Here is a 14,419-nt window from a genome sequence, read left to right on the forward strand (position 1 = left end):
CATATCACTGAATATATTCCCAATTGGTGTGATCATTTTTAAATTAAAGACTATCTAATGAATAAGTTTCTCTATATAATTGCTGTCTTCATGATAGCGACTGGTGGTGTGCAGGCTCAAAGCGGCACGTCAAATCATCCAAATTTTTTCAATACCGATATCGATTACGCATTGCAGGCTCAGTTCAGTATTGGTGGCAGTAGCCCGTTGGGTCTCCCTCAAACCATACGGAAGATTGAAAGTTTCAATCCAGGTTTGCAGGTCGGACTAGAAGCAAATGCGACAAAATGGTTAGGTGAAAAGAAAATCTTGGGGGTTCGTACCGGGCTTCGCTTCGAAACAAAAGGGATGAAAACTAAGGCGCGGGTGAAAAACTATTTAACGGAGATTGTAAAAGATAATGCTAAAGTGAAAGGGTATTATACGGGTAAAGTGGAAACTAACGTTCAAAATACCTATCTAACACTGCCGGTGTTAGCGGTCTATAAGTTATCTAACCGGTGGAATCTCTATGGAGGACTTTATTTCGCTACATTATTGGATAATAGTTTTGATGGAAATGTGTCTGATGGTTATTTGCGTCAAAATACACCAACCGGAACAAAAATTACATTTGAAGAGGGAAGTCAGGCTTTCTATGATTTCTCTGAGAACGTTCGGAAATTTCAATGGGGAACGCAAGTTGGAGCAGAATGGCTCCTGAACCAACACTTTAAATTTTTAACCGATCTGACCTACGGATTTAACAATATCCTCGAGAAAGATTTTAATTCTATAGACTTTAGTATGCATAATATCTATCTAAATGTTGGATTTGGCTACACTTTTTAAGCATAAATTAGGTGTTTCGGCGACCTAAAATGAAAAGGATACCATTAGTTTAATGGCTAATGGAATCCTTTTTGATATATTTTTGGAGTTTTATCTTCCTTTTACAGATTACATTTTTAATCCGATTTCTCTCAACCGCTCATCCAGGTATTGACCCGCGGTATAATCTTCGTAAACTTTCGGGTGTTCTGCATCGATGCATGATTCTAGTGAAGCCAAGCTCATGGAAGATTTTGGATGCAAAAAGAAAGGGATAGAAAAACGCGAAGTTCCCATCTTTTCCCGTGGAGGATTGACAACACGGTGCGTAGTTGATTTCAGCTTATTGTTTGTCAATCGTTGCAACATATCGCCCACATTAATAACAATATCTTCGCCTTTGGCTTTAATAGGGAACCATTCGCCATCTTTTGTCAACACTTCTAGACCATCCGCACTGGCACCAATTAATAAGGTAATGAGGTTGATATCTTCGTGTGCACCGGCACGAACAGCGTCAGGCGCTAAGGCATCAGGGTCATTGATTGGGAAATAATGGATCGCACGTAGAATAGAATTACCATTGATAACAAATTTTTCGAAGTAATTCTCTTCCAGGTCAAGGTAGATCGCAATCGCTTTCAGTAAGTCGCGGCCTGTATCTTCAAGCTTTTTATAAACCTCAGCTGTGACACCGTTAAAGCGAGGAATTTCAGCAACTTCTGGATTGTCCGGAAAATCAGCTTTGGAATATTTTTCGCCAACAATTGTTTGGCCGCGCTGCCAAAATTCTTTTAAGTCCGGAGTCTTCGCATCTTTAGCTTTTTCTCTTCCTTTTGCTGTATAACCACGCTGACCTGCCAATTCTGGAAACTCATATTTTTCCTTCGTCTCAGTAGGTAAGCTGAAAAATTCAGGAACTACTTGGTACAACTCCTCGATCAGATCTTTTGATAAGCCATGATTTGCAATCGTTACAAAGCCCGTTTCGTTAAACGCTTTGCCAATATCTTGAATAAATTGATTTCTTTGTTCTTGGGTTCCTTGTGTGTAATGCTGCAAGTCCAAGCGCGGTATGTTTACTAAAGCCATACAGTGTTGATATTTGTTTAGGACAAAGTTAACGGAATTAATTTTGATTATTACATAAAGGTTGTTAATAAAAGTTTTTAGTTTTACTGTATCGTTCTGTATTTCAGTGTTTAAAAGTTTTCCACATTTCAATAGTGCTCTTAGTTTCGCTTAACCTATAAACGGTCATCATGCTGACGAATATATGACAAAATTTATAGTTCGGATCTTGCTATTCTAATTCCTAACGAGTATATTTGTTATGCAAGCATAATAAATAGCTTGAGAGTGCGCTTATGAACCAAAATCAGACAATCGATTATTTTTTAAAAACAGGCTGGCAGACCATAGCCAATAAATACAATCAAATCGCTTCGCAGTATGGATTTACGCAGGCGGCGGGTTATATTTTGATAAATATCCATAAAGAAGGCACTCCTGTTTCTCAGATTGCAAATCTGACGGGAGTTAAAACAACTAGTTTGTCTCGGGTGTTGAATAATTTGGAGTCATTGGGATTTATTTACCGGGAGACTAGCGAAACGGATAAAAGATCTGTGAAAGTATATTTGACAGAACTCGGTCGCGAAAAAAGGAGAATTGCTAAAGATGTCGTGCGTAATTTCAATCAATACCTGGCAGATAATTTTTCAGAAAATGAGCGTGACCAATTGATTGCTTCGCTAGCGAAACTAAATGATCTTGCAAACAGCTACAAGGAAGAAGTAATCGTCTAGAATTTAAACCAAATGTACAGAAGTGCATACTAAATATGTTATGATGAACAGAAATATTAGAAAAGTGGCAGTTCTCGGTTCGGGTGTTATGGGCTCGCGAATTGCTTGTCATTTTGCTAACATTGGTGTTGAAGTTTTACTGTTGGATATCGTTCCACGTGAGCTTCTCCCAGCGGAAGAAGCCAAGGGCCTAACGTTGGAGAGCAAGATCGTCCGGGATCGTATTGTTAACAGTTCTTTAGAAACGGCTTTAAAAACAAATCCATCACCAATTTATAGCAAGTCTTTTGTTAAACGAATCAAAACAGGAAACTTTGATGATAATCTTCAAGATATTGCCCACGTGGATTGGATTATCGAGGTTGTCGTTGAACGACTTGATGTTAAACAGTCCGTTTTCGAGCGTGTTGAACAATTTCGAAAACCTGGAACATTAATTACCTCCAATACTTCTGGTATTCCCATTCATTTGATGACAACAGGTAGAAGTGAGGATTTTAAAGATCATTTTTGCGGTACCCACTTCTTTAATCCACCCCGCTACCTACCTTTGTTGGAGGTTATTCCAACACCGCATACCAAACCTGAAGTCGTCGATTTTATTCTTCAATTCGGTGATAAGATGTTAGGTAAATCTGTTGTATTATGTAAAGATACACCGGCATTTATTGGAAATCGTATCGGGGTTTATTCGATGTTGGCGGTCACTCATCTGGTGGAACCTCTCGGTTTAAGCGTTGAAGAGATCGACAAATATACAGGCCCGGCAATGGGACACCCTAAATCGGCAACATTTCGTACGGCAGATGTGGTCGGACTGGATACTTTGGTGAATGTTGCTAATGGTTTGGCACAGAATGCGCCGGAAGATGAAGCTAAAGGTGTGTTCCAACTTCCTCCATTCATCAGTAAGATGGTAGAAAATAAATGGTTGGGCGAGAAAACCAAAAAAGGATTTTATGAAAAAGTAAAAGCTGATGATGGTAGTTCAGAGATTTTGTCTTTAAATCTAAAAACGCTGGAGTTTGGGTCGCAGCAAAAAGTGAAATCAGCGACTTTGGAATCCACAAAACCTGTAGATGATATCCGCAAACGGATGAAAGTATACGAACAGGGAACCGATAAAGCCGCAGAACTCTTCCGTGCCATGCATTATCCCTTGTTTGAATATGTATCCCGCCGTGTCCCAGAAATCACCGATGACTTCTTCCGAATAGATGATGCTATGCGAGCCGGATTTGGATGGGAGTTAGGACCATTTGAAGTATGGGATGCCTTAGGTGTTCGCGAGACTTTAGCTAAAATTAAGGCGGAAGAAAAACGACTTCCAGGCCAAAATGGTGAAGTTGCAACCTGGGTACATGAAATGCTAGATGCAGGACATGAATCCTTCTATAAAATTGAGAATGGCGTGCGCCATTATTATGACATTGCTTCAAAGTCGTATAAACCTATTCCCGGAACAGAGGAACTTATTGTGTTGGATCATATCCGTGAAAGTAAAACGATCTGGAAAAACACAGGTGTCTCTATTATAGATCTAGGTGATGGTATTATCAATTGTGAATTCCACACCAAGATGAATACCATTGGTGGCGATGTGATTCAAGGTTTGAATAAAGCGATCGATCTTGCTGAAAAAGAATACCGCGGATTGGTAGTTTCTAATGATGGAAAAAATTTCTCTGCTGGAGCTAACATCGGAATGATTTTCATGATGGCAGTAGAACAGGATTTTGACGAATTGAATATGGCAGTCCGTGCATTTCAAAATACATCGATGCGGTTGCGGTACTCATCAATTCCGGTCGTCGTTGCTCCCTTTCAAATGACCCTCGGCGGTGGCTGTGAATTTTCAATGCATGCGGATTTTGTGCAGGCTCATGCCGAAACATATATGGGTTTGGTCGAATTAGGAGTTGGTGTTATCCCCGGCGGCGGCGGTACCAAAGAATTTACACTAAGGGCCTCTGAAGAATTTAAAGAGGATCAAATTGTTCAAAACACGTTGAAAGATAAATTCCTCACTATTGGGCAGGCAAAAGTATCCACTTCTGCTTATGAAGCTTATGAACTTGGCTATTTGCAGAAAGATAAATTTGCAATAACAATGAATCGTGCCCGCCTCTTGGCAGATGCCAAAGCAAAGGCCATAGAGTTGGCCGATAAGGGATATGTTCAGCCGGCTCCGCGCAATGATATCAAGGTTTTAGGCAATCAGGGATTGGGAATTGTGTATGTGGGAGCTTCGTCTATGCGAGAGGGTAACTATATATCAGATTATGATCGTAAGATCTCAGAAAAGCTAGGCTGGGTGATGTGTGGAGGAAACTTATCATCACCGACCGAAGTGTCCGAACAATATTTACTGGATCTTGAACGTAGAACGTTTCTCGAGCTTTGTGCAGAACGCAAAACACTTGAAAGGATTCAATTTATGTTGACAAAAGGTAAGCCTTTACGGAACTAAAACTCACTACTCACGAAAAAAATAAAAATAATGGAAGCATATATAGTAGCAGGATTTCGTACAGCAGTAGGTAAAGCGCCGCGAGGAGTATTTCGCTTTATGCGGGCGGATGATTTAGCATCGGATGTGATTAAGCATCTCGTATCTACTGTGCCGAATTTAAATAAAGAAGATATAGATGATGTTATCGTTGGAAATGCAATGCCAGAGGCTGAACAGGGGCTCAATATGGCACGTTTTATTTCCTTAATGGGATTGGATACCGATAAGGTGCCCGGAGTGACTGTCAATCGATACTGCGCATCTGGGTTGGAAACTATTGCCACAGCGGTAGCGAAAATTAAGACAGGTATGGCAGATGTCATTATTGCCGGCGGGGTAGAAGTCATGTCCGGAATGCCTTTTGGCGGCTGGAAAATTGTGCCCAATCCTGTGGTCGCCAAAGATCATCCCGACTGGTACTGGGGTATGGGGTTGACAGCTGAAGCGGTCGCTAAAGACTACAAGGTTTCCCGTGAAGACCAGGATGCATTCGCACTTAAATCAAACCAAAAGGCAGTTGCGGCTATTCAAAACGGCCATTTGAAAGATGGTATCGTGCCTATCACTGTAAAAGAAAATTATTTAAAGGACGGCAAAATTGCAACACGTGAATATGTGGTCGATACCGATGAAGGCCCTCGCGCTGATACCTCCTTGGAGGCTCTGGGAAAGTTAAAACCAGTTTTTGCTGCAAATGGTTCGGTGACTGCAGGTAATTCCTCACAAACATCTGACGGCGCGGCATTTGTCTTAGTGATGTCCGAAGCTAAAGTGAAAGAGCTTGGCGTGAAGCCTATTGCAAAGCTCATTAGTTTTGCTGTGGCAGGCGTTCCACCTCGCATTATGGGGATTGGACCCATTTATGCAATACCTAAGGCTTTGCATAGAGCGGGGCTTAAAAAAGAAGATATTGATCTCTTTGAGCTGAATGAAGCTTTTGCGTCTCAGTCGCTAGCCGTTATCCGTGAACTTGGGTTAGACGAAGAAAAGGTGAATGTCAATGGCGGTGCTATCGCTTTAGGTCACCCACTTGGCTGTACGGGAGCTAAATTAACAGTCCAAATTTTAAACGAGTTGAAACGCAGAGGCAAAAAGTACGGGATGGTGACGATGTGCGTGGGAACTGGTCAGGGAGCAGCAGGTATTTTTGAGTTATTGGACTAAAATTAGCCGCATAGAATAGCACTGTAAACAGCATATGGATTTCTGATCTCATAGCTAATAGAAGTATTTTAAAAAACATGGTGGACAGCAACATCACTTAGCTGCAATTTGCGCGTCCATATAAATCTAAAAAGACAATGAGCGAAAATAAAGCAATTAAAGGCGGAGAGTTCGTGATTAGAGAGACTCCCTACACCGCAGTTTTTATTCCAGAAGAGTTTGATGAAGAAGCTAAAATGATTCGTCAGACCTGCTTAGATTTCTTGGATACAGAAGTATTGAATAAGCTTGACCGTATCGATGCGCAAGAGGAAGGTCTGATGCCCAGTTTGATGGATAAGGCCGGTGAACTTGGCATGCTGGGCGTTTCTATTCCCGAAGAATATGGCGGTTTTGGCAAGAGTTTCAACACTTCAATGCTCGTTGCCGATGCAGTAGGTGGTGGGTTTTCCTTTGCGGTCGCGCTGTCAGCCCATACAGGAATAGGTACCCTGCCTATTTTGTATTATGGCAATGATAGTCAAAAGGCAAAATATATTCCTAAACTTGCTACTGGTGAATGGAAAGCGTCGTATTGTTTGACAGAACCCAACGCTGGATCGGACGCAAACTCGGGACGTACCTCGGCAAAATTAAATGCTGAGGGAACCCATTATTTGATCAATGGTCAAAAAATGTGGATTACGAATGGTGGTTTTGCAGATATTTTTATCGTATTTGCAAAAATCGATAATGATAAAAACTTGACGGCATTTATTGTCGAGAAAGATTTTGGCGGTATTACGATGAATCCGGAAGAACATAAATTGGGTATTAAAGGATCTTCAACACGCCAGATCTTTTTTAATGATTGTGCTGTTCCGGTAGAAAATATGCTTTCTGATCGTGAGAACGGATTTAAGATTGCTGTAAACATCCTAAATATTGGTCGTATAAAACTTGGAGCCGCTACGATCGGTTCGGCACGGATGGTCATCAACCATGCCGTACAGTATGCCAATGAACGTGTGCAATTTAATTTGCCGATTTCCAAATTCGGTGCTATCCGATATAAGCTGGCCGAAATGGCAACACGTTTATTTGCCGTCGAGTCGGCATCCTATCGCGCAGGTCAGAATATTGACGACGCCTACGATGCGCTGATTGCGGGTGGTATGGATGAAGCAAAAGCAAAATTGAAGTCTGTGGAGCAGTTTGCGATCGAGTGCGCTATTATCAAAGTGTGGTGTTCAGAAATGTTGGATTATGTGGTGGATGAGGGCGTACAGATTTATGGTGGAATGGGCTATTCGGCGGATGCACCTATGGAACGTGCTTATCGGGATTCACGGATCAACAGGATTTTTGAAGGCACCAACGAAGTGAATCGTTTGCTCGTCGTAGACATGTTGTTAAAACGCGCCATGAAAGGGGAATTAGACCTGATGGGGCCTGCGCAAGCTGTAGCCGGTGAGCTTTTAGCTATTCCCGACTTTGCAGATGAGGATGACGCACCTTTTGCAGCAGAAAAGAAAATTGTGGCAAATCTTAAAAAGGCGGGATTATTAATTGCAGGAGCTGCTGTACAGAAATTGATGATGTCGCTTTCCAAAGAAGAGGAGATTCTAATGAACATAGCCGATATTATTGGATATGTTTATATCACCGAATCTGTTTTGTTACGTGCGGAAAAATTGGTACATACAGGATCTGATAAAGCTGATTACGCAACAGATATGGCTAAAATCTACCTGTATGGTGCGATAGATAAAGTCAGCGCTGCTGGCAAAGAAGCATTGTATTCATTTGGTGAGGGCGACGAGCTGAACATGATGTTGGTTGGTTTGCGCAGATTCACTAAAGCCCAACCGTTCAATGTGAAAGATGCCCGTCAGCGAATTGCAAAAAAATTGATAGACGAGAATAAGTATTGTTTTTGATTGAAAATAAATTATTGGTTTTGGTTGATGGCCGAAGATTTCTCTTCGGCCATTTTTGTGTTACAATTCCAGAAGTAACTGTAATTATATTAAATTTAACCTTTTAAACCCTAACCATTATATGACATCTTCAAGATCATTTACATTTACAGAAGACTGGGTAGTCGTCATCTTGGGAATTGCTACCATCCTTCTTGCATTATCAGGAGTCGTGGCACCAGTACCTAGTTTTTCGTGGAATAATTCGGCCGAACTCGTATCAACTGTATTGGACCCGGCAAATTTAATGAAGCTATTTGAGCAATTTATTTACGTATTCGTAACCGCACTATTGGGCGCATTTCTTTTGGGAAAATCTATAAAATATTTATTAGTTGTATTTCCTGTTGTATTTTTCCTTACGGTATTTGCCTTGGTTTTGGCAGGCAATGCAACGGTTAAAGAATATAATCTCGAAGCTGTAATTTTTAGTTTGATTATTGGGTTAATTATCAGCAATTGCTTTAAACTGCCTAAGTGGTTTAAAGAAGCGCTCAGTACGGAGCTTTATGTCAAGATCGGTCTAATTCTACTTGGAACCACCGTTATCTTCGGAGATATTCTCAAAGCCGGATCCTTGGGGCTTATTCAAGCGCTGGCTGTCGTACTGTCGGTTTGGTACTTCGCTTTCTGGATCTGCAAAAAGTTAAAGATTGATAAAGAGATGGCGTTGATGTTGTCGAGTGCAGTATCTATTTGTGGTGTCTCTGCTGCAATAGCAACTTCAGGCGCGATCAAAGGCGATAGTAAAAAACTTTCCTATGTGATTTCGTTGGTCCTGATTACGGCTATTCCAATGATGATCTTCATGCCTTACATGGCAGAGTGGATGGGCTTGTCGCAAGAGGTTACAGGTGCTTGGCTTGGTGGTAGTATTGATACAACGGGAGCTGTAGTGGCTTCCGGGTCGCTCGTAGGTGAAAGAGCTTTGGAGATTAGTACTATTGTGAAATTTTCACAAAATGTATTGCTTGGACTAGCAGCTTTTGCGATCAGTATTTATTGGACTTATGCTAAATCTGTTGATGATGAGACCAAACGCGATAAACCGACATTGAAAATTATCTGGGAACGCTTCCCAAAATTTGTATTGGGCTTTGTATTAGCCTCCCTGTTATTCTCTTTTATTGTATCTCCTGAGAAGATAGATGCGGTCAAAGGAAGTTTGAAAAACTTACAGGGGCTTTGGTTTACCTTAGCATTTACATCAATCGGTTTGGAAACGAATTTTAAGGACCTTTTTGTACAAGATAATAAGAAGCCGTTGTATGCTTTTCTGATTGCTCAGACTTTTAATGTTATTATTACTTTATTGATTGCACTGGTGTTATTTCGCTAAGAAGGAAAGTGTTTCAAAGTGAAACAGATCGTTATAATATGACTGTAAAGATGGTCGTCCAAATAGGATGGCCTTTTTTATGCGTTTTCATAACGAGGCTATGCGTGGCATTTTTTTCTGGCTCATAGTACAGATCATTGTTTTTTATAAAAACGCTTTGCTTCTCGATTTTCGCTGGATTGTTAGCGTATAGGATTGTTGCCACCCTGATTTTTTATGCTGAGTGGACGATGAATAACCTTTTGTTTTCTATAAATGACTGTTAATTAATGGGTAATGTGTTTTTGAAAAAAAATATTATAAAATCTATCAAATTAGTAGTCTTTTAAAAAATATTTATATATTTGTATCGTCATCTGACTTACAGGCAAGTAGAGCAGGGGGCGAAATGAACTAACTTGATTATGAATCGAACTAGCAATAGCATTTGATCTTATAAAAGAGAATATGTGTTCATAGCTTTTTAAAATTACAACATAAATATGCACATGCAACTGATGCGTGAATGGCAAGGTAAATAAAAGAAAATAACAAATAAAACGAATGAAACAAGATTACTCCGCAAAAACAAGTGTATTGCTTTTTCCAGTTGAAGCATGTATAATGACCTTAAAAAGCGCTAAGGAACGAATGTGTTGTTAAAATTTCTCTCTTACACTCTCTTATATTAGAAAAGGGAAGCCGAGGCTTCCCTTTTACCAAGTTTTAACAATGAAGCAAGTATCGATTGGCGTTGGCACTTGTTTAGATTCACCATTAAACTGAATAAATTTATGAAAAAAAATGCTATTTTCCGAATTAGCGTCATTTTTAGCTTGCTTTTGACAGGCTCTTACCAAGTCTACGCGCAAGTGGAAAATCCAAAACCTATTATAAATGCCTCTTTAACAGGTACTGTAATTGATGCCGTCACAAAAGAACCATTGCAAGGTGTTACGGTGCAACTTGAGGCTGTTACACACCAGGTGAAAACGGACAGTAAAGGAGTTTTTCAGTTTGTAACTGGACAAAAATTACCTTTTTCATTAATTGTATCTATTGTTGGGTATCAAACCCGTCATATTGTTATTGATCAATCTCCTGCAATAATCGAGCTTACGCCGCGGTTGGAAGCCTTGGATCAGGTGGTGGTCACAGCACGCCGTCGTAAAGAGCAGCTACAGGATGTGCCTATTCCCATTTCTATTATTCGTGGAGCAGCACTCGAAGATGCAGGTGCCTTTAATGTCAATAGACTAAAAGAGCTTGTACCTACAGTTCAGTTGTATGCATCGAACGCACGTAATACGACGCTTAATATCCGAGGAATGGGCTCAACTTATGGTCTCACCAATGATGGGATTGATCCGGGAGTAGGGTTTTATCTTGATGGTGTTTATATTGCACGTCCCGCAGCGACTTGGTTGGACTTTATTGACATTGACCAAATCGAAGTACTGCGGGGCCCCCAGGGTACATTGTTTGGAAAAAATACAACAGCAGGAGCATTCAATATCACTTCACGTTTACCACAATTTACACCAGAAGCCAATGTGGAAGTGAGTTACGGAAATCAGGGTTTTATTCAGGCGAAAACTTCCATATCCGGACCTCTGGCCAAAAACTTAGCTGCGAGAGTTTCCTTTTCTGGAACACAGCGTGATGGCAATCTTTTTAATGTACACACCAATAGAAAGATTAACGATATCAACAACCTGGGTTTTAGAGGACAATTGCTCTTTACTCCATCTGAAAATATCAAACTGGTGATTTCCGGTGATGTGTCCTCGCAAAGACCTGACGGTTACGGCTGGGCTGTTGCAGGAGTCGTAAAGACACAGCGTGCGGACTACAGACAATTTGATGCAATTATTAAAGATCTTGGCTACGAGTTGCCTTATAAAAGTGCCTTCGAGCGTAAGATAGACCTGGATACTCAATCCAAAGCGGATAATAAATTGGGCGGGGTCGCATTGAACGCCGATATCAAGATTGGCGGGGGAACACTAACCTCAACTTCTGCCTGGCGGACATGGACATGGGTGCCGCTGAATGACCGCGATTACTTAGGGCTCCCTGTATATACAGTTTCAGCAGGTAATTCGGTCCATAACCAATGGTCACAGGAATTCAGATATTCAGGAAAGATTAGTGAAAAGGTTAGCGGCGTTGTTGGGCTATTTGGTCTTTGGCAGGATCTTGGCACAGATCCCGTACATACCGAAGAAACAGGATCTGCCTTTTGGCGTTTTCAAAAAAGCTCGACGAGTGCTTTATGGCAAACACCGGGATTATTTGATAATTTTGGAATTAAGACCGTTTATGGTATTAAAAGCACAAGCTTAGCTGCCTACACACAGATCGATTGGGCTGTGACCCCAAAATTACATATCCTCCCAGGATTGCGCTACAATTATGATAAAAAGGTGGCTAACTACGATAGGCAGACCTATGGTGGTTTGCAGACGTCAGACCCCGCACTGCTTGCTTTAAAGAACGGTGTATATACCAATCAGACTTTTGATGTCAATGCGGATGCAGACAATTTCTCTGGTCAGCTCTCCGCAAGATATCGTTTCAATCCGAAGATAAATGCTTACGCAACGTATTCCATCAGCTATAAACCTGTCGGTATCAACGTCGGTGGATTGCCGACAGCCAATGGAGCAGTGTTGCTGGATCTCGCCGAAGTAAAACCTGAAGCTGTCCGTCATAAGGAGATTGGTGTGAAAACAAATCCGACGCGCAATTCACTGCTGAATCTGACCGTCTACCAAACGGATATCAAAGACTATCAGACCCAAGTGCAGACTCCTGAACCAGGTGTGAACCGTGGTTATCTGGCCAATGCCGAAAAGGTGCGTGTAAAGGGTGTTGAATTGGATGGAAACATCAACATCGGACATTTTCTCCGATTGAATGGAGCGCTAGCCTATACAGATGCCAAATATGTCAAATTTACCAATGCACCTGTCCCTTTAGAAGAGGTTGGTGGAGCTCAGGCTTTTAAAGATATCTCTGGCGGCGTTCTTCCTGGTGTTTCCAAATGGTCTTGGTCGCTGGGTGGCGAAGCGAATAAAAGCGGTAAGCTGATCGGGATTAATGGATCTTACTTTGTGGGTGCAGACCTATTTCACCGTTCTAAATTTTCGTCCAGTTCTTCACCATCCCAATACCTAAATATTGATGCCTATTCGGTCTTGAACGCCAGGCTAGGATTCAGGGGATCGAATGGTATTTCGGTGTTTGTGTGGAGTAGAAATCTAACAAATAAAGATTACTACGAGCAGTTGCTGGCGGCACCTGGAAGTTATGGGCAATACGCAGGTGTAGTTGCGGATCCAAGGACTTATGGCGTTACACTGCGATACAATTGGAAGCAGGGGAATTAAATCCGTAAATCATATGATATTCTTATCGACCGTCTCCATTTCATCATGGGGACGGTTTTTGTTTTTTCGGTAATTTTCAATAGCTTCTTTTTTTATATATGGAAATTTGTATATTAAATCATCATTAAGGGGAATGATTTGCGTATGAACGAAAAAGAGCTTTTACAACACTATAAAACAAGCGGTGACTTGTCTACATTGGGGAAATTATATTCACCCTATATGTCTTTGCTTTATGGTGTATGCTTTAAATACCTGCAAGATCCTGATCGCAGTCAGGATGCTGTGATGCAGATATTTGAAGAGCTTATCCAGAAGCTTCGCCACTATGAAGTCGATAATTTTAAGAGCTGGCTGCACGTTTACAGTAAAAATTATTGCTTGATGCAGTTGCGTAAAGATAAGCGGACAACGCAGGTTGATATTGAAGACAATTTGTTTGAAAGCGAACAAAAGCTAAATGATACCAGTGAAACCAAATGGGAAGAAAAGGATTTTGAGAAACTGGAAGGCTGTATGCGAACTTTAAATCGCGAACAACAAGAGTGTGTACGCTTGTTTTATCTCGAGCAAAAATGTTATAAAGACATCGCGGATGTGACTGGATATGATTTGAATAAGGTCAAAAGTGCTATTCAAAACGGAAAGCGCAATCTGAAAATCTGTATGGAAAGGAAAGAAAATGGAAAATAATTATCAATTATCACGGATCCACAATTACATCCATGGTTTGATGAGTAAGGAGGAAATGTTTCAATTGGAACGAGAAGCATTGGAGGATCCTTTTTTACAGGATGCTATCGACGGTTACCGATTGCAAAATGGAGTAGATACGCGGCAATTGAGCCTGCTGCAACAACGTCTCACTCGTAGAGTGGAAGATACCGTTGCGACACGGCACGCCCAATATTTCACGTGGCAGCGTTTGGCCATAGGTGCTACCGCAGGCGTACTGTTTGTGACTTTATTGGCCCTGCTATATTTTAAACATTTTAATGGTAAAGCGGAGCGTACAACGGATGTGGAATTAAGTGAACCAGAGAACAAGGTGTCTGTTCAACCTTTGCTTGACGGGGGGGACGCAACACCGCGCGAAGGCTGGAAAATGTTTGAACAGTACCTCAATCAGAAATCAGGAGCTCCGGCAACAGGCGGAGAAATTACTGTCAATTTTATAATCGACAAGAATGGTGTTCCAACCGATATTCGTGCCGAGGGACAACCGGAGTCGTCACTCCTCAATGAAGCGATTCGACTGCTGCAGAAGGGACCAAAATGGCAGGGAACAAAAGGTCGGCTGAAGATCGTTTTCCCTGTCAAAGATGAAAAAAATCAAGCGCAAGCAAATGTGATTAAACCACCCCATTGTTTTGGAATTGAAAAGAAATAGAGATCGATGTTTTAAATAACAGCCCATTTTGTAAGAAATGGGCTGTTATTCTATAGGAGAGGAATAC

The 14,419-nt window shown here is 41.2% G+C and carries 10 protein-coding genes; 9 read left to right on the forward strand and 1 reads right to left on the reverse strand.

What is annotated here, in order from left to right:
* The first annotated feature begins 57 nt into the window (after positions 1–57).
* On the forward strand, positions 58–831 hold the full coding sequence (locus J2X77_RS15200; RefSeq protein WP_209578100.1) for a porin family protein: 774 nt from the start codon (positions 58–60) through the stop codon (positions 829–831).
* Between the two features lie 108 nt (positions 832–939).
* Here the strand turns inward: J2X77_RS15200 and J2X77_RS15205 are convergent, their stop codons facing one another.
* Positions 940–1,902: an isopenicillin N synthase family oxygenase gene (locus tag J2X77_RS15205; protein WP_209578101.1), complete on the reverse strand. Its 963-nt coding sequence runs from the start codon at positions 1,900–1,902 to the stop codon at positions 940–942.
* Between the two features lie 275 nt (positions 1,903–2,177).
* On the opposite strand from J2X77_RS15205, the gene J2X77_RS15210 reads away from it, so the two are divergent.
* The 8 genes from J2X77_RS15210 to J2X77_RS15245 all read left to right on the forward strand — a co-directional run bounded on the left by J2X77_RS15210 (position 2,178) and on the right by J2X77_RS15245 (position 14,352).
* Positions 2,178–2,618, forward strand: coding sequence for a MarR family winged helix-turn-helix transcriptional regulator (locus tag J2X77_RS15210; RefSeq protein ID WP_209578102.1), 441 nt, complete (start codon positions 2,178–2,180; stop codon positions 2,616–2,618).
* Between the two features lie 40 nt (positions 2,619–2,658).
* Positions 2,659–5,088 carry a 3-hydroxyacyl-CoA dehydrogenase/enoyl-CoA hydratase family protein gene (locus J2X77_RS15215; RefSeq protein WP_209578103.1) on the forward strand — a complete coding sequence of 810 codons (2,430 nt, stop codon included), beginning with the start codon at positions 2,659–2,661 and terminating at the stop codon, positions 5,086–5,088.
* Between the two features lie 30 nt (positions 5,089–5,118).
* On the forward strand, positions 5,119–6,294 hold the full coding sequence (locus J2X77_RS15220) for an acetyl-CoA C-acyltransferase (RefSeq protein ID WP_209578104.1): 1,176 nt from the start codon (positions 5,119–5,121) through the stop codon (positions 6,292–6,294).
* 137 nt (positions 6,295–6,431) lie between these two features.
* Positions 6,432–8,213: an acyl-CoA dehydrogenase family protein gene (locus J2X77_RS15225; protein ID WP_209578105.1), complete on the forward strand. Its 1,782-nt coding sequence runs from the start codon at positions 6,432–6,434 to the stop codon at positions 8,211–8,213.
* 121 nt (positions 8,214–8,334) lie between these two features.
* Positions 8,335–9,591 carry a YeiH family protein gene (locus J2X77_RS15230; RefSeq protein WP_209578106.1) on the forward strand — a complete coding sequence of 419 codons (1,257 nt, stop codon included), beginning with the start codon at positions 8,335–8,337 and terminating at the stop codon, positions 9,589–9,591.
* A gap of 773 nt (positions 9,592–10,364) precedes the next feature.
* Positions 10,365–12,962 (forward strand): TonB-dependent receptor domain-containing protein, encoded by a 2,598-nt coding sequence (locus tag J2X77_RS15235; RefSeq protein ID WP_209578107.1) that lies wholly within the window; start codon positions 10,365–10,367, stop codon positions 12,960–12,962.
* 144 nt (positions 12,963–13,106) lie between these two features.
* Complete coding sequence (locus J2X77_RS15240) at positions 13,107–13,655, forward strand: RNA polymerase sigma factor (protein ID WP_209578108.1); 549 nt, start codon at positions 13,107–13,109, stop codon at positions 13,653–13,655.
* A complete protein-coding gene (locus tag J2X77_RS15245; protein ID WP_209578109.1) occupies positions 13,645–14,352 on the forward strand; it encodes a hypothetical protein in 708 nt (235 codons plus the stop codon). Before J2X77_RS15240 ends, J2X77_RS15245 begins: the two co-directional genes overlap by 11 nt.
* The last annotated feature ends 67 nt before the right edge of the window (positions 14,353–14,419 follow it).

It is taken from the genome of Sphingobacterium sp. 2149, assembly GCF_031455655.1.
Taxonomy (GTDB): domain Bacteria; phylum Bacteroidota; class Bacteroidia; order Sphingobacteriales; family Sphingobacteriaceae; genus Sphingobacterium.